The following is a 19,157-nucleotide window of genomic DNA, read 5'->3' on the forward strand; positions in this document are numbered from 1 at the left end:
ATGACCACACAGGACTCTCCCCCGGGCGAAGTCGTCGCCACCACCGAAGACCCCGCGGCGCTTCGCCGCAGCATCGCCGCCGGAGCCGTCGGAGTGTTCGTGCACTGGTTCGACTGGGCCGCCTACGCCTATCTCGCGAGCACCATCGCGGCGGTGTTCTTCCCCGCAGGCGACGCCACCGCCGGTCTGCTCGCCGTTTTCGGCGTCTTCGCGGTCTCCTTCGGGATCCGGCCGATCGGGGCGCTGGTGTTCGGGCCGCTCGGCGATCGGATCGGGCGCAAGCGAACCCTCTCCATCGTCATCTTCGTGATGTCGGGCGCCACCCTGGTGATCGGCCTGCTGCCCGGGTACTCGACGATCGGGATCGCCGCTCCCGTCCTTCTGGTCTTCCTGCGCCTCCTGCAGGGTTTCGCCGCGGGCGGCGAATTCGGCAGCGCGGCGAGCTTCCTCGCCGAATACGCGCCGCGCCGCCGCCGCGGTTTCGGCGTCAGCTGGCTCGAAGTCGGTTCCCTGCTGGGATTCCTCGCCGGTTCGCTGGTGTTCCTGCTGCTGTCGATCGGTCTCTCGGAAGCCCAGCTGGCGTCCTGGGGCTGGCGGATCCCGTTCCTGCTCGCGGCGCCGCTCGGGGTCATCGGCTTCGTCATCCGCACCAAGATCGAGGACACCCCGGAGTACCGCGCGCTGGAGGCGACCGGCGAGGTGCCCCGCAGCCCGGTGCGGGAACTGTTCCGCACCAACAAGAAGCAGCTGCTCCAGGCGGCGGGCCTGATGACCATGATGCATGTGCCGTTCTACGCGGTGCTCACCTATCTGGTCACCTACCAGACCGACTACCTCGGCCATTCCTCCGGCAGCGCCGCCTTACTGTCCACCGTGATCTCGCTCTTCGCGCTGGTCCTCGTGCCCACCTTCGGCCGTCTCTCCGACCGGATCGGGCGACGGCCCGTACTGCTCGGAGCGGGCGTCGCGCTCTTCGTCCTCGCGACCCCGGCGTACCTCCTGATGCGCACCGGGCTCACCGGGACGTGGATCGGCGGGCTCACGCTCGGCGTCGTGCTCGCCGCGATCCTCGGCACCTACGCGGTGTGGTCCGCGGAGATCTTCCCGACCCGCACCCGCCAGGGCGGGCTGTCGATCGCCTACAACCTCACCGCCGCCCTCTTCGCCGGCACCGTGCCCTACCTGATGACCGTCCTGATCTCCACGACCGGCAGTACCCTCGTGCCCGGCCCGTATCTCATGGTCGCCGCCGCGATCGGGCTCGTCGCGGCCTTCTCGATGCAGGAGACAGCCGGGAAGCCGTTGCCGCAGACGGAAACCCTCGGCTGAAACGCCGGTCGCTCAGGCGCTGACGGATTCCGCGTGTGACAAGCGAGCCGCGAGCCGCGCCGCCCGCTCGGCCTGCTCGGGATCGACGCCCGCCCTGGCGACGAGCCGCAGCCGGGAGACACCGTCGGGGACGCTCGGCGGGCGGAAGCAACCGACCACGACGCCTTCGTGGAACAAGGCGTCGGCGGCGGCCACCGCACGGTCGGCGGAGTCCGCGGGAATCGACTGGACCGCGCCGGGCGCGTGCGGAACCCCGGCGGCGTCGGCGATCACCGACGCGATCCGGTGCAGTTCGCCTGCCCGTTCCGGTTCCGCCGCGATGATCCGGCAGGCCTCCGCGGCTCCGACGGCCGCCGCGGGGGCGAGCCCGGTGTCGAAGATGAACGTCCGGGCGGTGTTGACCAGATGCTCACGCACCAGCGGCGGGCCGAGCACGGCGCCGCCCTGGGTGCCGAGCGCCTTGGACAGGGTCGCCGTCACGACGACGTGCGGCGCGCCGGACAGTCCGGCGGCGTGGACAGCGCCTCTCCCCTGGCCCGCCACCCCGATCCCGTGTGCCTCGTCCACGACCAGGAGTGCGTCGTAGGTGGCACACAGCGCCGCGACGCGCGCCAGATCGGTCGCGTCCCCGAGTACGGAGTAGATCGACTCGACGACGACCACCGCCCGGGTCTGCTCGCGATCCCGGAGCAGCGTCTCGAGCGCGGCGAGATCGTTGTGCGGGCAGATCCGCACGGGTGACCGGGACAGCCGGGCACCGTCGATCAGCGAGGCGTGCACGTGCTCGTCGGAAACGATCACCGTGTCCGGGGAACCCAAGGCGGCGAGCAGACCGACGTTGGCCGCGTAGCCACTGGAGAACGCCAGACACGACGGCTGCCCGGTGAGGCCGGCCAGTTCCCGTTCCAGTTCCACATGGCCCGCCGTCGTTCCGGTCACGACCCTCGACGCGCCCGCACCGGCGCCGTACGTCTCGATGGCCCGTATCGCGGCCGCGCGGACCCGAGGGTCGGCGCCGAGTCCGAGGTAGTCGTTCGACGCCAGATCCAGCAGGCCGCCCCGGGATCCCGGGTTGCGCCGGACGTCGGTCCTGCGCACCAGGCCTGCCCGCCGCCTGTCCTCATCGGCGCGGACGAGCCACTCCAGCAGAGCGCTCATGCGTTGGGGGCGACAGCGGTGCCGGCACCGCGTGACCGGACCAGGACGTCTGTCCGATGTGGACTTTCGTCGGCACCGAGGATCTTGAATCCGGCGTCGGCGATCATGTCGAGGTCGGCCTTCGCGGCCTGCCCCTCGCTGGTGAGATAGTCCCCGAGGAACAGGGAATTGGCCACCTGCAACGCGAGCGGCTGCAGCGAGCGCAGATGCATCTCGCGGCCGCCCGCCATGCGGATCTCCTTCGCAGGACAGGCCAAGCGCGCCAGCGCGAGGATCCGCAGCGAGCGCAACGGCGTCAGCTCCCAAGTGCCCGCCAGCGGTGTGCCTTCGAAGGGCATCAGGAAGTTGACGGGAATCGAGTCGCTGTCGAGGTCACGCAGGGCGAAGATCGCGTCGATCAGTTCGTCGTCGCTCTCCCCCATGCCCACGATCAGCCCGGAACACGGGGAAAGTCCCGCTTCCTTGGCCTTCTCGACGGTGGCCACGCGGTCTTCGTAGTCGTGCGTCGAGCAGATCTCCGAGTACCGGGACTCGCTCGTGTTGAGATTGTGGTTGTAGGCGTCGACACCGGCGTCCCGAAGCCGCTCTGCCTGGCCGTCCTTCAGAATTCCCAGGCAGGCACAGACTTCCACGCCGGAGTGGGCGGATTTGACGGCCTCGACGACGCCGGCGACCCGGTCCACGTCGCGATCGCTCGGCCCGCGCCCGCTCGCGACCAGGCAGACCCGGGACGCGCCGCCCTCGATACCCGCCGTCGCCTGCTTGACCGTCTCGTCGGCCGAAAGCCACGAGTACTTGAGGATCTGCGCCGACGAACCGAGCCGCTGCGAGCAGTACGTGCAGTCCTCCGGGCACAGTCCGGACTTGAGGTTCACCAGGTAGTTGACCTTGACCCGATCCCCGAAGTACGCGCGCCGGAGCCGTCCGGCCGCGACGACCAGGCCGAACACCTCGTCGTCGGGGGTATTCAGGACCGCGCGGGCGTCGTCGCGATCGAGGGCACCACCTGCCAGCTGACGCGAGGCCAGGTCATCCACTGTTTTGAACACCTTTCAAATCGTAGATGGACGCCGAGGGTCGCGCAAGGTGGCCCCGACGGCGGCGGGCACAATGGCCCGGTGAAGGTGACGCGAACGCAGATCGTCGACGGCGCGTACGAGCTGCTCCGCGAGCGTGGGCTGAGCAGCCTGTCCATGCGGCGGCTGGCCCTCGATCTGGGTGTGCAGCCCGGCGCGCTGTACTACCACGTCGCCAACAAACAGGAACTGCTCGCCGTGGTCGCCGCCCGGGTCCTCGCCGACTTCCCGGCGTCACCCGCCGATCCCCGCAAGGCCGCGCAAGACCTGCGCGCGGCACTGCTCCGGGTCCGCGACGGCGCCGAGGTCGTGTCCTTCGTGCAGGCGTACCGACCCGACGTCCTGGCACCGACACAAGCGCTGAACCGGTTGTTCGCCGAACAGTTCGCCGCCCGCCAAGCCGAATGGGCCGCCCGCACGATCGTCCACTATGTACTCGGCTTCGTCGCGGAAGAACAGAACCGGGCCGAACTCGTGCGCGCCCGCATCGTCGACGACGAACCCGCCCACGAACGGGAATCCGCGGAGGCCTTCTTGTTCGGCGTCGACGCGATCCTCACCGGCCTCACCGCTCGCGCCCGATGAAAAGCGTCGTGAGTGGTAAAGACGGTTAGAACCGTCCGTACCACTCACGAGGATAATCCGTCGCGGGCGCTTCCCGTCCTGTGGAACCATCCACGGCCATGGCGAAGCCTCTCGAGGATCTGTGCGCGGTGCTGCGCGAAGTCGAAGACCCGGACCGGTTCATCCGGCCGCAGGACTTCGACGAGCACGTCGCGCGCGAACGATTCGACGCGCTGGCCCGGCGGCTGGGCGACGACTTCGGGCCGGTGGCCGAGGCACGGGCACCGGACGGGGAGGTCCAAGGGCGGCTGTCGCTCGCCGACCCCGCCGTCGAAATCGTGATCGGCAAGTTCGGCGACATACTCTGGACGTCCGACACCATCCCCCGAGCGGTCCGGGACGTACTCATCTGGGACTTCGGCTTCGGCGTCATCGCACCGTTGAGCGCTCTCGACAAACCGGCGCCGGGCGCCGAGGCCCACCGGCCACTCGACGCCCGGACACCGGCCGCGCTCCAGGAGCAGATCCTGGACCTGCCTTCTTCTCCTCCGGAACTCACCGCTCTGAGGGATTGGCTCTGCCGCGAGCTCGAACTCCCGCGGCGGGAGGGTCCTGGGACCTCCGAGACCCACCCTGAGCACCAGCTCCTCACGGAAGCCGAACGCCTCCGGGCGGTCGTGCTCGCCGGACGCGAAGGGCACGAAGCGAAGCGCTGGCTGATGATCGACGACGCCATCCTCGCGGCGCCGAACATCATCGGCCCGCTTCCCGCGATCATCCGCCTGTTCGGCGTGCGCTTGACCGCGGCTCAGGACCTGCTCTTCGAACGGCGTGCGCTGCTCCCCGAACTCCGGCCGTACGCAGGCGCCTTTCTCTGAGCCGGCGAGACTCAGTGGCCCCGGGCGATCCATTCGGCCAGGTGCGGCGCCTCGATCCCGATGGTGGTCCCGTCGCCGTGGCCGGTGTGGACGCGGGTGTCGTCCGGCAACGCGAACAGCCGCTCCTTGATCGACGAAATGATCGTCGGGAAGCTGGAGAACGAACGCCCGGTCGCCCCCGGCCCGCCCGAGAACAGCGTGTCGCCGGAGAACAGGGCTTTCGCTTCGGGCAGGTGCAGACAGACCGAACCGGGAGAGTGCCCCGGGGTGTGGAGCACTTCGAGATCCGTGCCCGCGACGGCGATCCGTTCGCCGTCCTCCACGCTCCGGAACGCACGCCCGGGGTGGGTCATCTCCCACAGTTCCCGGTCGGCGGGGTGCAGCAGGACCGGCGCGTCGAGACGCTCGCCGAGCTGCGGAGCGACGGTGACATGGTCGTTGTGCCCGTGCGTGCACACGACGGCGACCACGCGACGGCCGCCGACGGCCTCGGTGATCGCGTGCTCGTCGTGCGCGGCGTCCACGATCACGACCTCGGCGTCGTTCCCGATGAGCCAGATGTTGTTGTCGACCTCCCACGAGCCGCCGTCGAGTTCGAAGACGCCGCTCGTGACGACACGTTCGATCCGCAGGTCCCCGCTCACAGGATCACCACCGAGCGCAGCACTTCACCCGCGTGCATGGTGTGGAACGCCTTCTCGACGTCGCCGAGGGCGATCCGCTCGGTCACGAACCGGTCGAGCGGCAGCCTGCCCTGCAGATGCAGGTCGATCAGCATCGGGAAGTCCCGCTCCGGCAGGCAATCGCCGTACCAGGACGACTTCAGCGCGCCGCCCCGCGAGAAGAAGTCCAGCAGCGGCATCTCCAGCCGCATGTCCGGCGTCGGCACGCCGACCAGCACCACGGTGCCCGCCAGGTCGCGCGCGTAGAAGGCCTGCTTCCAGGTCTCGGGACGGCCGACCGCGTCGATGACGACGTCGGCGCCGAAACCGCCGGTCAGCTCCTGGACAGCGGCGACGACGTCGGTCTCCGTGGCGTTGACCGTATGCGTCGCGCCCAGACCTCGCGCCCACTCCAGTTTCCGCTCGTCGCGGTCGACGGCGATGATCGTCGCCGCGCCGGCCAGGCGAGCCCCGGCGATCGCGGCGTCACCCACTCCCCCGCAGCCGATGACGGCCACCGAATCGCCCCGGCCGACACCGCCGGTGTTGACCGCGGCGCCGAGACCGGCCATCACCCCGCAGCCGAGCAGGCCCGCGACCGCGGGATCCACGGCCGGGTCGACCTTCGTGCACTGTCCGGCGTGGACGAGCGTCTTGTCCGCGAACGCGCCGATGCCGAGCGCGGGCGTCAGCTCCGTGCCGTCGGTCAGCGTCATCTTCTGTGCCGCGTTGAAAGTGTCGAAGCAGTACTGCGGCCGTCCCCGCTTGCAAGCGCGGCACTGCCCGCACACCGCGCGCCAGTTGAGGACGACGAAGTCCCCGGGCCGCACGGAATCGACGCCGTCACCGACGCTTTCCACGGTGCCCGCCGCTTCGTGCCCGAGCAGGAAGGGGAATTCGTCGTTGATGCCACCGTCGCGATAGGTCAGATCGGTGTGGCAGACCCCGCAGGACGCGATCGACACGACGACCTCGCCGGGTCCCGGGTCGGGGATCACGATGTCCGTCAGCTCGACCGGCGCCCCCTTCGACCGGGCGATCACCCCGCGCACCTGTTGTGGCATTCCCTGATTCCTCCGCTCGGCGACGAAGACATGCGCGGCAGCGCATGCCTGACGCGAGGCTAAACCGGGACGGAAGCGGCCGCGACCTGACCGTCGGTCGAGGAAACCTGGTCTTTCGGCCAGGTCAGGGGAAGAGCTAGGCTGACCACGATGCCCGAATCCGTCGACCTGCCCGCGCTGCGCGACGTCGTCGAGGGCCCGCTGGCCGAGATCGCCGGCCGGTTCTCCCGGCTGCTCGCCGAGGACTGGCCGCACCAGGCCCTCGTCATCTTCACCTTGGAATGTACCGGCAGGCCGCGCAAGGTCACCGGCGCGAAAGAGATCACCGACAAGGTGGCCATCCGCGAACTCGAGGCGCTCAAGTCGCTCGTCGAACCCGGCGGGCACCTGACCACGACGGCCACTCTCGGCGGCGCCCCGCGCCCGGTCTGGGCCGTGCGCGATCCGGGCGGGACGCTGCTCGTACTCGTTCCGCGCCCCAGCCGCAAACGCTTTCCCCAGCCCGCGCGGCTGGCGGAGATCTTCGGCATCGTCGCGACGTCGATCCGCCAGCAGGTCACCCAGGCCAGCCCCGACTACCTCGCCGAGTCGCGCGCTGCGTCCAGCGAACGCGCGCGCACGATCGTGGAGATGGCCGCCGCACACGAAACCGCGCTCGTGACGATCCTGACCGCGTTGCGCTCCACCCGGCTGGACGACCATCGTGCCCGCCTCGTCGCGACCGACTCCGCCTCCGCCGCGCTGGTGGCGCTGAGGTCGGCGCACCAGGCCGACCTCGCGCTGTCCGAGGAACCGGCGCACATCGCGTTCGGCAGGCTCCGCCGGGAAGTCCGGCAGGTGATGCGGCATCACGACGCCGAAGTCGAGTTCGTCGCGCCGTCGAAGGACGGGCGGCCGCTGCCCGGCGAGGTCGCCCACGCCGCCCGCGCGATGACGTGCACCGCGGTGCTCGCGTTCACCACCCAGCCGGATCTGAGCCGCCTCCGCATCGCGTGGACGAGCGACGAAACGGCTCTCCACCTCGACGTTCGTGACCAGGAATCCGGCAGCCTCGACGTCGCGGGCCTGCGCCTGCAGCTCGACGGGCGCGCGAAGGCCCTCGGCGCCACCGCCGAGGTGGACGCCGTTCCCGGCTGGGGCAGCCGCGTCACCGTCGTCCTCCCTTTCGAGCCGAAGTCGGACAGGACCGGCGAGGCCGTGCTCGCCGACCTCAACCGCCGCGAACTCGAAGTGCTGCGGCTCGTGGCGCGGGGGCAGCGCAACAAGACCATCGCCGCGGCGCTCGGCATCACCGAGAGCACGGTGAAGTTCCACGTCGCGGGCGTGCTGAGGAAATTGGACGTCGGCTCCCGGGGCGAAGCCGCCGCCTTGGCTCTGACAGCGGGGATCGCCGGACACTCCGCGTGATCACCACGCCGGGCCACACTGTCGTTTCCCACCGAATGGCCGCAGGCACAAATACGCAGAGTGTGTTTACTTCCGGCGTTACAAAAATCGTCATTTCGCCTCGATCGAGTGAACTCAGGCAAACGCCTGTGAACTGCGGAAACTCCGGAAAACCGCAGGCAGATTCGCTCTGAATAGGCACCGCGCACATTGATCAGCGCACGACCTTGCTGTTAGAGATAGCCGTCCCGGATTCGCATCCCGTTGCGAATGACCCTGCGCATGGACAGGTATTGAATGACCCGACTGCAGACCTCTTGCGGTGGCGCGCGCCCTCATGCGGCTACCGCGCTCCTCGCACTGGCGCTGGTGATACTGCCGCTGGCCGGCTGCGGCGCCACCCAGGCCGAAGGCGGCGGGGCGGCGGCCCCCGTGGCCCCGCACTCTTCGTCGCCCGAAGCGCTGGCCGCCTTACCCGAGGCGAACACCTTCGGCGAACTGAAATCCGCGCCTGCCGACCCTGCCCACGAGCTCCCCGCGGGCGGCGAAGTCCTGCACCCGAAGGCGGACATCGCCGTCTACAGCGCCCCTGGTGCAGAGCCGATCGCCCGGCTCCCGGAAACCCAGATCGGCTCGCCGACCTGGGTCCCGGTGATCGCCCGGCAAGGCGACTGGGCGCAGGTGCTGCTTCCCACGCGTCCCAACGGCGCGACAGGCTGGCTGCACGCCACCCCGGAAACCGTGGAATCGGCGCACAACGACTTCGAGGTGCGCGTGGACCTCGCCGGATTCCGCCTGGAAATCCTCGAAGCGGGCAAACAAACCGGCTCGTGGACCATCGGCACCGGCAAGCCCGAGCACCCCACCCCCGCCGGCCGCGCGTTCATCCTCGCCTCGATCAAGGAGAGCGTGAACACCTACAGCCCGATCGTGCTGCCGCTGAGCAACCATTCCGATTCGCACGAGACGTTCGGCGGCGGGCCCGGCACGGTCGGCCTGCATACCTGGCCGGACAACAGCTTCGTCGGCAAAGCCACCAGCGACGGTTGCATCCGGGTCACCCGCGAGGCGCTGAACCGCCTCGTCGAGTTGCCGCTCGGCACCGTCGTGCACATCACCTGAATATTCGAACCACGGAGGTAATTTCCTTGTCCCCACGTACAACCGGCGTGCTCGCCTGCACGGCGGCGGCCTGTCTGGTCCTCGCCGCCACCCCCGCCATCGCCGCCCCGGCCGAATCCGCGTACGCCATCGCCGCGTCCGGTCTGGTCAAGATCCCTCGCACGCCTTCGGTTTCCGGGCAGGGCAAGGAATCTCTCGCCTCGGTGGCACTGCCGACCGAAGGCCCGTCGCTGGTCGGCGCGAAGGCGCTGAACGCCGCGGTGAAGCCGGGACACGCCGAATCCAGCGTCGCCGGGCTCGCCCTGAACCTCGGCCTGCTGCCCACCGGTGCCGCTCTGCCCGGCCTGAGCGCCGAGGTGATCGAGTCCGAGTGCCAGAACGGCAAGGGTTCGGTGTCGATCGCGAACCTGAAGGTCGGCGGCAAGACGATCAAACTCGACCAGGTCGCGCCGAACACCACCGTCCCGGTGGCCTCGCTGCTCGAACTGACGGTGAACAAGCAGACCAAGAACGCCGACGGCACGCTCACCGTGACCGCGATTTCGGCCAAGCTGCTCGGCAAGACACAGACCTTGGACATCGCTTCGGCCACCTGTGCCAAGTCCGCGGACGACACTCCGGTGCCGCCGACCAAGCCGGGCGACAAGCCCCAGCCCGGCGGCAAGGCGCCCAAGCCCACCCCGGTCCCCGCGCACCTGGACGTCACCGGCTGACGTTCCGGTCCGGAGGGTCTCTTAGGTACCTGAGTGGATTTCGGCTGCGGTTAGGCCCCGGGTCAAGTACGTGAAGGCCCCCTTCATTGCGCCTAGCGCAATGAAGGGGGCCTTCACGTATCTCAGGTGCCCAAAGCGGCGGCCCCGTGGGTCGTGAGCGGCGATTCAGGTCATCGAGGGGTAGGGCAAAGGCGGCGCTGAGAGACCGCGTGAAGTGTTACCCAGAGTGAGAGGTGGGTGGAAGGGGACCCTCACGACCCAGGCTAGGTTTGCGGGGTTTTCGAAGCCTGCAGCGCGCCCCCCGGCAGCCGGTTGGCGCCCCAGCTGCGTTCGATGTACTCGACGATCCGCGTGATGTCCTCCGCCGGCACCTTCTCCGGTTCCCCGTGTTCGAGCGGGTCCGTGTGGAAGATGTAGAGCCGCGAGGCGAACTGGTCGAACGGCAGCGAGGCCTCGCCGAACCGCTCGCCGTTGCCCGCCGTCGAGACCACGACGCCGTCGCCCCAGTCCTGTCCGCTGTCGTTGTTCGGGTTGTAGAAGTACACCCGGGTGACGTCCTGCGGATCGGCGGCGACCCGCAGGATGGTGATCGCGTGCCAGCCGACGTAGCGGGCCGCGCTGTCGGTGACGGCGACCCCGGCGGGCTGCGGATGGATCAGCGGCTGCCCGCCGTTGTAGGCCGGGTGGTAGCTCACGTGGAACTGCCGGAAGAAGGTGTCGAGCTCGATCAGGTTCCCGGTCTCGACGTCGACGTTGATCCGGAACCCGCGCGCGGCCCACCAGCCGTGGAATTCGGGGTTGACCCAGCGGTGCGGATCGCCGGGCCTGCCGATGCAGCGGCGCCCCATCTCGGCGTAGATCCGGTCCAGGTGCGGCACCACGAGCAACGACACCGGGTCCAGATCCGTCTGAGGGGTGGTCGCGACTCCGCCGGCGCTGTCGTTCGACGAGATCGGCTGGCCTTCGAAATGCATGACGATCTCGTCGTCGCGGGCCGCCCAGACCACGATCTGCAGCAGGTAGTCCGGGTCGTTGTAGGCCCACATCGAAAGCGCGCGGGCCGACTGGCAGGTCGGGTTGTCGCCCTGTCCGACGCCCAGCGGGAGGCCCAGCATCGACAGCACGCCCGCGATCAGCCTCGCCTCGGGTCCCGGCTCGTCGCCGAACACCGTCGTCAGCCGCTCGCGCGCGCTCTCGGACAGTTCCAGCCCCAGCTGACGCCACAGTGCGGGCACCATCGGCGGCGCGTGCAGGATGCCGCGGTCGAGGAGCAGCGCCAGCCCGTAGATGCATTGGGCGGTCTGCGTGTGCACCGCCACCTCGATCAGCCGGTGGATCAGGTCGCGGTGGCGCAGCAGGCAGTTGCGGCCGATGTCGGACAGGCCGAGTGCCTCCCCGAGCAGGTAATCGCTCTTGTGCCGCAGGAGCCGCAGCAACTCGGCGTGATACGGCGAGACCAGCCCGGTGTCGTGCATCGCCCTGGCGAACCCGGTGGCCTCGTACTGCAGGGCTCCGTCGTCCATCGCCTCCAGCCGGGACCGGAAGACCTCGGTGCCCGGGTCCTCCCGGCAGGCCTCGGTGGTGCCGAACAGGGCGCTGATCAGCCTGTCGATGCCCTGCCCTGGGGCGTTGCCGAGATCGACCTCCGGATCCCCGCGGTAGACCGCGATCCGCGTGATCAGCGACTGCACCTGGTCGACCTGGATCGGGCGCTGGCGCAGGATCCGCCAGATCTCCTCGACCAGCTTGTCCAGCACGCTCTCGTAGCCGATCTCTTCGGCGACGTGCCGGAACAGATCCCTGATCAGCTGCGCTGTCCGGCCTTGCCGGGTCCGCTCCGCCTCGGTGGGCGGGGTGAACAGCAGTTCCAGGTTCAACGCGAGCACCTGGGACAGGAACTCTCGGGCGTCCTCGGCGGACAGCGTCGGGTGCGCGTAGTCACCGCGGGCGACGGCGAGTGTGCGCAGCTCGCTGCACGCCTCCATCACCACGGTGTCCGCGTCCCCGGCGTGCAGTCCCGGCCCGACCAGCGCCGGGATCAGGATCTCCGGGGTGGCCCAGTCCGTCCCTTGGAAAAGGCCCGCCTCCTCCAGCGCCCGCGCCCTGGCCTGGACCGCCGCGGCACCGCCCGGCTGCACCAGCACTCGCCGCAACGCCTCCAGGATCCGCCGCAGCTTGGTGTGCTTGCCGAAGTCGCGGGTCTCGGCCATCACCTTGACGGCGTCGTCGAGCGAGGCCACGCGCTTGTCCAGCGTGGCGGAGGCGCCATGAACATCGACGGTCGGTTTCAAAGGCATCCCTCGGGTCGGTCTCCTGCGCGCGCGGGGCTGCCCGTCAGACGTAGAAGTCGAACTCTTCCTGTTGCTTCAGCAGATCACGCATCTCGTAGGAATCATCGCCGAAGAAGTACAGCAGACCCCAGTGGGTACCGAACGCGGTCCGTTTGGTGACCGTCTCCTCCAACGGCGCCGTCAGGTCGTGTGACTCGTAGTAGTCGTGGTCCTCGGTTTCCGGCGGAATCCGCAGCTCACTGACCACGCGGCGGCGCGGATAGACCCCGAAGCAGCCCGCGACCCCGCTGGCGTCGTCGACCGCCTGGGGGAAGAACGCGTCGATCTCCTCCTCGGTCGTCTTCGGGTCGAAGGCCAGCGCCAGTCCCTGGTAGGCGTTGAACCCATAGGCTCGTTCGAGCAGCTCGAACACCTTGAAACCCGGCGGCCGGTAGGCGACCTCGCCGAAGTACATCTCACCGTCGTTGGTGACGAAGTACTCGGGGTGCACGAAGCCGAACTCGATGTCGAATGTCTTGATCAGCTTCTCGATCTGCGCGGTGATCTGCGGCCGGTACCGCTCCAGTTCCGGAGTGGCGGGCACGAACACCGAGTAGCCCAGCGTGACGTACTCGGAGATGTTGAGGAACTTGATCTTCCCCTGGTGGATCCACGCTTCGACGGCGAACTCCCAGCCGTCGAGATGCGACTCCATCAGGACCGGGAACTCCTCCTCCGGGATGGCGTCGACGTCGTCGGGCGTGCGGACGACGCGGTGCCCGAGGCAGCCGGCCTTGTCGAAGGCCTTGAGGTGGATCGGGTCGTTCGGATCACCGTCGAGTTTGAGCAGCGTTTGGTTGACCCGCTTAAGAAAGCGGATCACGTCGTCCCGGTCGTGCGCCTCCTCGAAGATCCCGACCCGGATCCCGCCGAGCTGCGCCCGCCGCTTCATCAGCGACTTGTCCCGCAGCAGCATGGCCTGGCCGAACAGGCGTGGATTGTCCATCAGGACGGCGTTGATCGCTCCCGCCCACTCCACGGTTTCCTCGAACAGCGGGATCGCGACGTCGACACCTTCGCGTTGCAGCGTCTCGGCGATCTCCAGCGAGCGGTCGTTGAGCCGCTCGAAATTCCAGGGCAGATAAGGAATATCGTGTTCCACACAGTACTTCTCGGCCCAGTCCGGCGCGACGACGACATAGCGCCTGTCGAACCGGTCAAGTGCCTCCACAGCGTTGAGGCTCCACCCTAAAAGAGCTACGTACCCTTTGTTCGGGTCCTTCGTGGCCGCTTCGAGTCGCGTCATAGACCGTTCCTCCGTGTCGGCGTCGTCAGCTCCTCGCCGGCATGGCTGCTCAGACCCGTACCTGGAGAGTGACACCACCCGCCGACCGGAAGCTGCAAGTAACGCTAGGCGACATCCGGCCGGTCCGCAGAACGCACGATCGTTCACGAACGAGTCATATGTCACGTGACGCCGTAAGTCCACAGTAGACAGACGCACCGAGAAGAAGGCCCCTGACGCGGATTCAGCGGGCGCGCAGTTCGAGCGCGACCGCGCCGAGTACCAAAGCGCCGCCGGCGAAAGCGCCCACCCACAGCGGCTCGTCGAGCAAGGTCGCGCCGATCGCGGCACCGACCAGTGGTGTGACGTAGGCGTACGTACTGACCAGCGAAGCAGGCGCGCTCTCCAACAGGCGGATGTAGAGCATGAACCCGACGAGCGAATCGAAAACGAGCAGGAAGACGGCGGCTCCGGCCGAAGTCCAGCTGACCTCCGCCCACCGACTCGGATCGAGCTGGCCGAGAGACAGCGCGACCACCAGCAGCACCGTCCCACCGGCGAGCAACTGGACCGCGCTGGCGACCACCCGGTCGAGCGGGCGGTCGACGTTCGCCGTCAGAAGACTTCCCGCGGCCCAGAGGATCGGCGCGACACAGAACGCCACGACCGCCCAGGGCGCCCCGCCGATGGCCCTGCCCGGCGCGGTCAGCACGACGATCACGATGCCGCCGAACCCCGCCACGAGGCGGATCCACGACGCGACCGCTGCCCGGGCCCCGGTCAGACCGCTGAGAAGCACCACCCACAGCGGAATCGCCGCGGCGAGGATCGCCCCGAGACTGGCCGTCACCGCGGTCAACGCCACCGTGGCGAGCCCTTGCCCGCCCACCAGCAACAACACCCCGGCGGCCGTCAGGGTCCACACCTGCCGTCGTGTGGGCCGCGGACGCCCGCGCGCCACACCGGCGAGCACGACCCCGGCGAGCAAAAAGACCAGCGCCGCTCCCCCGACCGGCGGGATCGTATCGACCATCAGCTTCATCGCCGGGATCGCCGAACCCCAGCACACGTAAAGCGCGAGCAGCGGGAGCACGGTGCGATCGGCGGGCACGACCGTCTTCCCCACGCCGTCCGGGCGCCGCGCCGTGGCCGCGCACCGCCAGATCCCCATGACAGTATGCTGCCATCGACGACAACATGCTGTCAACGCGGAGACAAGGAGCGTGACGGTGAGCGGTGCAGTGGACGCATACCGGCTGCTGATCGCCGACGTGTACGAACTGGCGGGCCTGAGCCGCCGGATCGGCGAGCGCGAGGCCGTCGGCGAAGGAACCACGGTCGCGCGCTGGCACGTCTTGAGCGCGGTGTCGGAGGAACCGGCGGCCGTACCGGAAATCGCGCGCCGGCTCGGGCAGGTGCGCCAAGGCGTGCAGCGCGTCGTCGACGATCTCGTCGAGTCGGGTGACCTGTTCCGGCAGCCGAATCCGGGCAACCTCCGGTCGCCCAAGGTCGGCGTCACCCCGACGGGCCGCGCCTTGCTCGACCGGCTCTGGGAAGTCAGTGAGCACTCGCGTCAAAGGGTCACGTCGACCGCCGGCCTCGACGAGGACACGCTGCAGGAGGCCCGCGGCACCCTGCGACGGCTGACGCTTTCCTTGCGGGAGCTGGAAAGCCGCCAGAACGACGACCGGGCCACCTGACGCGGGAGCGGCAGGCGACTCAGCGAGTGCGGGCCACGCCGGCCAGACCGCGCGAACGAGCGGCTTCGGCGTCGGATTCGGCGATGCCGGGCCGCCATTGAGGCAGCCACACCAGACCGGGCTCGACCAGTTCCAGATCCCCGAAGAACTCGGCGACCTGCTCACGCGACCGCATGATCGCGGTGTGATTGGTCCGCCGTCCGTACTCCTCGGCCACCCGCTTGCCCGCGTTCCGGGTCTCGACGTCCTCGGGCGCGACATGGATGTGCGACACCGCCAGGAAGCTCCCCGGCGGCAGCATCGCGCGATGGAAGCCGAGCACCGCGTGCGGGTTCTGCTCGTCGGGCATGAAGTGCAGCAGGGCCACCAGCAGGAGCCCGACGGGCTGGGTCCGGTCGATCAGGCCGGTGTCCAGCACGCGTTCCCACAGCTCGGACTGGTCGAAGAAGTCGGCGTCCAGCGCGGCGTGCCGGGCCGGGTCCGCGGTCTGTTCGAGCAGGATCTGCGCGTGCGCGCGAGCGATCGGCTCGTTGTCGATGTAGACGACGCGGCATTCGCCCGGGGCCACCTCGTCGGCGACTTCGTGCACGTTGCCCTGCGTCGGCAGCCCGGAGCCGATGTCCACGAACTGCCGGATCCCCTGCCCGACCATGAAGCGGACCGCGCGACCGAGAAACGCCCGGTTCGCCCGGGCGAAGTCGCGGATCTCCGGCAGCACGGCGAGCTGTTTCTCGGCGAAAGCCTGGTCGACAGCGTAGTTATGCGTCCCGCCGAGCAGATAATCGTACACCCGCCCCACCGAGACCTTGTCCACCGCCGCACTCAACCGTGCGGCCTCATCCATGCTCATCTCGATCTCCAAGATCTTCGCAAGCGGCGCGTCAAGTCCCAGCACAGTACCGGATCCGGGGTCGGCCGGGCGCGGTTTGCCGCAGGCGCAGGCGACGCCGATGTCGGGGTCGCGGGCGGAACCCCGACGACGCCTTACGGCTGAGCCCGGCGGGCGGGACCAGGGCGTCCCCGCAGCATCTGCTCACCAGCGTCCACATAGGACTCGAAGAACGCCGCGATCCCCGAGAGGCGGGACCTGGCGTGGTCGTCCTCGGCGCTGTCCGTGCCGTCCCGGAGAACCCGGATGAAGGCCCGGGTCCGTTCGTGGCTGGCCGCCAGGAGTTGTTCGAACCCGCCCACCGCCTCGATGAGGAGGCGGCGGCTGCCCGGCTGCGGGATGGTCCGGGCGAGCCCCCAGGAAACCAGCTCCCGGACGGCCGTGCTCACCGCGCCTTTGCTCAGTTCGAGTGCCGCGCCGAGTTCGTCGAGCGACGCCGGGGCGGCGTTGAGCAGGAGCCTCCCGTAGACGCGGCCAGTAGCACGGGGCAGGTTCCACGACGCGAGGAAGTCGCCCATGGCCGCGACGAACCGCGCGCGCTCGCCGTCCGTCACGACGGGCTCCCGTCGAGTCGCGTGCCCCAGCCGTCGATGATGTCCCGGACGGCCCGCGTGGCCGCGTCCGGCGCGTCCAGGGTGACGACGTGGCCCGCGCCGGGGACGACGTGCTCGGCCACGCCTTCGGCCTTCGCCCAGCGCGGCATCGCGGTCGCGATGTTGCCGGTACCGTCGCCGCCGCCACGGATGAGGCCCAGCGGCACCGGTGTGCGGTAGCCCGGATCAGGGTCCACGAACGACACGGTGGCCCGCCAGACATCGAGGAACACGCGCTTGGGCATGCGCGCGAAGACGGCTTCCGACCCGGCGATCCCCTGAGGCGTGACGGCCGACGCCTTGGCCATCAGGCCCGGAAGCCGCGACGCGGGGACGATCGCCAGTGAAGGCGCGGCGAGTTTCAAGAAGAACCGCTCGGCCGCGGTGAGCGGCCCGGTGTTCCAGGTGGAGTCCACGACGATGAGGCCGGACGCGCGTTCGGGGAGTTCGCGGACGAGCGCCTGCGAGAGGTTCCCGCCGAGCGAATGCCCGACGAGGATCGGCCTGTCGAGACCGAGATGATCGAGGAGGGCGATCAGATCGCCGAGTGCGGTCGCCGCGGTGAACCGGGCACCCGGCGCGAGTTCCGACCCGCCGTGGCCGCGCTGATCCCAGCTGACGACCCGGTGGCCGGCCTGGTGCAGGGCGACCGCCTGCGCGTCGAACATCCGGTGGTCCATCCCGGCGCCGTGGGTGAAGACCACGGGCCGCCCCTCCCCCGCGAGATCGCCGTACCGCAGTACGGCGCCTTCCCTGGCGAGCTCGCGATCCAAATTCACCATTTACTAAATCTAGCGTATCCGAGTCGCGGGCCGACGCCGGGATCGGCCGGGTTATGATCTTCTTTCGCGCAGCGGCAACGAACGCTCAAATCCGAGGAGACGACGTCATGTCCCCCAACGGGTCACTTCGCTCTCCCGCGCGCGCCTCGGCACGCGAGCTCGACTATTCCCGGATCCCCATGCCACGCGAGGGTTTCGAAGAGACGACCTGGCACGGTGACGCGATGATCGTGGCACTGCGCGGAGACTTCGACGCCACGCGGAAGGACTCGCTGCGCGCCTGCCTCGCCGACGCGATCGCCGCCAGACCGCGAGCACTCCTGATCGACGCGACCACGATGACCTTCGGCTCGGCCAGCACCTTCTGGGAACTGCTGACAGCGCACTCGGACGCGCAACGCGACAGGGTGCCCTTCGCGGTCCACACCGCCGCGTACGCCATCCTGCGTCCCTTGCGCACTCTGCGCCTCAACACCAGCCTGGTGGTGCACCGGCGGCCGGCCGACGCCCGCAAGTGGCTGAAGACCGCCGGCGACGGAATCCGGTGGACCGGGATCGAGCAGGTGTGACCCCGTAGGCACATGCGCCTGACAGCGCACGTGTTCGTCCTCGAAGAAGGAACCCGGTTCTTCCCGGTCCTGGACGGCGGCGACCTCACGGTCTTGCCCGATTTCGTCGTGGAGAGCAAGATCCTCCGGGCCGACCTCGACACACGGCCCATCGCGGTCGAGTTCCAACGCACCTGAGGGGAACAGGATGTTCGAAGTCGCCGAACGCGCCCGAGTCCGTGAAGAACTGATCGCCGCGGCCCGCCGTGACGCGGACATCGTCGGTGCCGCTCTCGTCGGCTCGGCCGCTCGCGACGCCGAGGACCGCTGGTCGGACATCGATCTCGTCCTCCAGCTCGCCGACGACGCGGACGAGCCCTCGGTCGTCGCGCGGTGGACTCGATCGCTCGACGACGAGTTCGGGGTCGCCGACACCCTCGACGTGATTTCGCGCGAGGGAGTTCGCTACCGGGTGTTCCTGCTCGACTCGTCACTCCAGATCGACCTGTCGTTCTGGCCACGCGAACTGTTCCGCGCCACCGAAAACGGCTTCCGGCTCGTCTTCGGTCAGGCCAACGAGCCGACGAGGTCGCCGGAACCCGCCGGCGAGCAGACGATCGGCATGGCCTGGCTCTACGCGCTGCACGCCCGCACGGCGATCGCCCGCGAGCGGACATGGCAAGCCGTCACGATGCTCGACGAGTTCCGCGACCAGATCATCACGTTGCTGTGCCTGCGGAACGGTTTGAACCCTTGGCACGGTCGCGAGGTCGACCGTCTGCCCGCGCCCGCCCTGGAGGCGTTGAGAGCCGCCCGGGCGACCTCGGTCGACTTGACGGAGCTCGAACGGTCTCGGCAGGCTCTGCTACGGCAGTATCTGACCGCCGTCGAACACCACGACGCCAAGCGAGCGGCTGCTCTCCGTCGCGCGCTCTGAGCGCAGCCGGTCGATTCCCGCATCCTCGCGATCAGCGACTTTCGCCGCGGATTCGTCACGAGCTGCGCACAGCTCGAGAACTATTGCCGCACGTACCGCGGCGGAACCGTGCGCCTGTACGTCAAGGTCGAAAGCTGGCCGCTTCCGCCACCTGGTGCGTGACAAGGCGGCGGTGAGGCCTGGGTCGGTACCTGCACCCTG

Annotated in this window: 20 protein-coding genes; 10 read left to right on the plus strand and 10 right to left on the minus strand. The window is 69.1% G+C overall.

Annotated elements, in window-relative coordinates:
• Nucleotides 1-1,329 (plus strand): MFS transporter, encoded by a 1,329-nt coding sequence (locus ACZ6YV_RS00855; RefSeq protein ID WP_465507685.1) that lies wholly within the window; start codon nucleotides 1-3, stop codon nucleotides 1,327-1,329.
• Between the two features lie 12 nt (nucleotides 1,330-1,341).
• Here ACZ6YV_RS00855 and ACZ6YV_RS00860 read toward each other — a convergent pair whose 3' ends face one another.
• The gene (locus ACZ6YV_RS00860) at nucleotides 1,342-2,487 is read right to left on the minus strand and encodes an 8-amino-7-oxononanoate synthase (RefSeq protein WP_465507686.1); all 1,146 of its coding nucleotides are present in this window, start codon (nucleotides 2,485-2,487) and stop codon (nucleotides 1,342-1,344) included.
• The gene (gene bioB, locus ACZ6YV_RS00865; protein ID WP_465507687.1) at nucleotides 2,484-3,536 is read right to left on the minus strand and encodes a biotin synthase BioB; all 1,053 of its coding nucleotides are present in this window, start codon (nucleotides 3,534-3,536) and stop codon (nucleotides 2,484-2,486) included. The genes ACZ6YV_RS00860 and bioB overlap by 4 nt, the downstream gene beginning before the upstream one ends.
• 69 nt (nucleotides 3,537-3,605) lie before the next feature.
• On the opposite strand from bioB, the gene ACZ6YV_RS00870 reads away from it, so the two are divergent.
• A complete protein-coding gene (locus ACZ6YV_RS00870) occupies nucleotides 3,606-4,148 on the plus strand; it encodes a TetR family transcriptional regulator (RefSeq protein ID WP_465507688.1) in 543 nt (180 codons plus the stop codon).
• Nucleotides 4,149-4,246: 98 nt separating this feature from the next.
• Entirely contained in the window at nucleotides 4,247-5,005 is a 759-nt protein-coding gene (locus ACZ6YV_RS00875; protein ID WP_465507689.1) for a hypothetical protein, read from the plus strand.
• Between the two features lie 11 nt (nucleotides 5,006-5,016).
• Here ACZ6YV_RS00875 and ACZ6YV_RS00880 read toward each other — a convergent pair whose 3' ends face one another.
• Entirely contained in the window at nucleotides 5,017-5,649 is a 633-nt protein-coding gene (locus ACZ6YV_RS00880) for an MBL fold metallo-hydrolase (RefSeq protein ID WP_465507690.1), read from the minus strand.
• On the minus strand, nucleotides 5,646-6,731 hold the full coding sequence (locus ACZ6YV_RS00885; RefSeq protein ID WP_465507691.1) for an S-(hydroxymethyl)mycothiol dehydrogenase: 1,086 nt from the start codon (nucleotides 6,729-6,731) through the stop codon (nucleotides 5,646-5,648). The genes ACZ6YV_RS00880 and ACZ6YV_RS00885 overlap by 4 nt, the downstream gene beginning before the upstream one ends.
• A gap of 150 nt (nucleotides 6,732-6,881) precedes the next feature.
• Between ACZ6YV_RS00885 and ACZ6YV_RS00890 the strand changes: the two genes are divergently transcribed.
• The 3 genes from ACZ6YV_RS00890 (at nucleotide 6,882) to ACZ6YV_RS00900 (ending at nucleotide 9,952) form a co-directional block, all read left to right on the plus strand.
• Entirely contained in the window at nucleotides 6,882-8,138 is a 1,257-nt protein-coding gene (locus ACZ6YV_RS00890; protein WP_465507692.1) for a helix-turn-helix transcriptional regulator, read from the plus strand.
• Nucleotides 8,139-8,414: 276 nt separating this feature from the next.
• Nucleotides 8,415-9,239: a L,D-transpeptidase family protein gene (locus ACZ6YV_RS00895; RefSeq protein WP_465507693.1), complete on the plus strand. Its 825-nt coding sequence runs from the start codon at nucleotides 8,415-8,417 to the stop codon at nucleotides 9,237-9,239.
• Between the two features lie 26 nt (nucleotides 9,240-9,265).
• Complete coding sequence (locus ACZ6YV_RS00900; RefSeq protein WP_465507694.1) at nucleotides 9,266-9,952, plus strand: choice-of-anchor P family protein; 687 nt, start codon at nucleotides 9,266-9,268, stop codon at nucleotides 9,950-9,952.
• A gap of 263 nt (nucleotides 9,953-10,215) precedes the next feature.
• On the opposite strand, the gene ACZ6YV_RS00905 is transcribed toward ACZ6YV_RS00900, so the two are convergent.
• The 3 genes from ACZ6YV_RS00905 to ACZ6YV_RS00915 all read right to left on the minus strand — a co-directional run bounded on the left by ACZ6YV_RS00905 (nucleotide 10,216) and on the right by ACZ6YV_RS00915 (nucleotide 14,678).
• Entirely contained in the window at nucleotides 10,216-12,249 is a 2,034-nt protein-coding gene (locus ACZ6YV_RS00905; RefSeq protein ID WP_465507695.1) for a hypothetical protein, read from the minus strand.
• A gap of 37 nt (nucleotides 12,250-12,286) precedes the next feature.
• Nucleotides 12,287-13,528 (minus strand): ATP-grasp domain-containing protein, encoded by a 1,242-nt coding sequence (locus ACZ6YV_RS00910; protein ID WP_465507696.1) that lies wholly within the window; start codon nucleotides 13,526-13,528, stop codon nucleotides 12,287-12,289.
• A 223-nt stretch (nucleotides 13,529-13,751) separates the two neighbouring features.
• A complete protein-coding gene (locus ACZ6YV_RS00915) occupies nucleotides 13,752-14,678 on the minus strand; it encodes an EamA family transporter (protein ID WP_465507697.1) in 927 nt (308 codons plus the stop codon).
• Between the two features lie 58 nt (nucleotides 14,679-14,736).
• Between ACZ6YV_RS00915 and ACZ6YV_RS00920 the strand changes: the two genes are divergently transcribed.
• The gene (locus ACZ6YV_RS00920) at nucleotides 14,737-15,207 is read left to right on the plus strand and encodes a MarR family winged helix-turn-helix transcriptional regulator (protein ID WP_465507698.1); all 471 of its coding nucleotides are present in this window, start codon (nucleotides 14,737-14,739) and stop codon (nucleotides 15,205-15,207) included.
• A gap of 19 nt (nucleotides 15,208-15,226) precedes the next feature.
• Here the strand turns inward: ACZ6YV_RS00920 and ACZ6YV_RS00925 are convergent, their stop codons facing one another.
• The 3 genes from ACZ6YV_RS00925 to ACZ6YV_RS00935 form a co-directional block, all read right to left on the minus strand.
• On the minus strand, nucleotides 15,227-16,051 hold the full coding sequence (locus tag ACZ6YV_RS00925) for an SAM-dependent methyltransferase (protein ID WP_465508496.1): 825 nt from the start codon (nucleotides 16,049-16,051) through the stop codon (nucleotides 15,227-15,229).
• A gap of 140 nt (nucleotides 16,052-16,191) precedes the next feature.
• Nucleotides 16,192-16,650 carry a GbsR/MarR family transcriptional regulator gene (locus ACZ6YV_RS00930; RefSeq protein WP_465507699.1) on the minus strand — a complete coding sequence of 153 codons (459 nt, stop codon included), beginning with the start codon at nucleotides 16,648-16,650 and terminating at the stop codon, nucleotides 16,192-16,194.
• Nucleotides 16,647-17,471, minus strand: coding sequence for an alpha/beta fold hydrolase (locus tag ACZ6YV_RS00935; protein WP_465507700.1), 825 nt, complete (start codon nucleotides 17,469-17,471; stop codon nucleotides 16,647-16,649). Before ACZ6YV_RS00935 ends, ACZ6YV_RS00930 begins: the two co-directional genes overlap by 4 nt.
• A gap of 107 nt (nucleotides 17,472-17,578) precedes the next feature.
• On the opposite strand from ACZ6YV_RS00935, the gene ACZ6YV_RS00940 reads away from it, so the two are divergent.
• From ACZ6YV_RS00940 to ACZ6YV_RS00950, 3 genes are read left to right on the plus strand one after another with little or no spacing between them, the layout of a single operon-like run.
• Nucleotides 17,579-18,040, plus strand: coding sequence for an STAS domain-containing protein (locus ACZ6YV_RS00940; RefSeq protein WP_465507701.1), 462 nt, complete (start codon nucleotides 17,579-17,581; stop codon nucleotides 18,038-18,040).
• Between the two features lie 12 nt (nucleotides 18,041-18,052).
• Nucleotides 18,053-18,217 (plus strand): hypothetical protein, encoded by a 165-nt coding sequence (locus ACZ6YV_RS00945; protein WP_465507702.1) that lies wholly within the window; start codon nucleotides 18,053-18,055, stop codon nucleotides 18,215-18,217.
• A gap of 10 nt (nucleotides 18,218-18,227) precedes the next feature.
• Entirely contained in the window at nucleotides 18,228-18,956 is a 729-nt protein-coding gene (locus tag ACZ6YV_RS00950; RefSeq protein WP_465507703.1) for a nucleotidyltransferase domain-containing protein, read from the plus strand.
• Nucleotides 18,957-19,157: the final 201 nt, after the last annotated feature.

Source organism: Amycolatopsis sp. NPDC102522 (assembly GCF_055584485.1).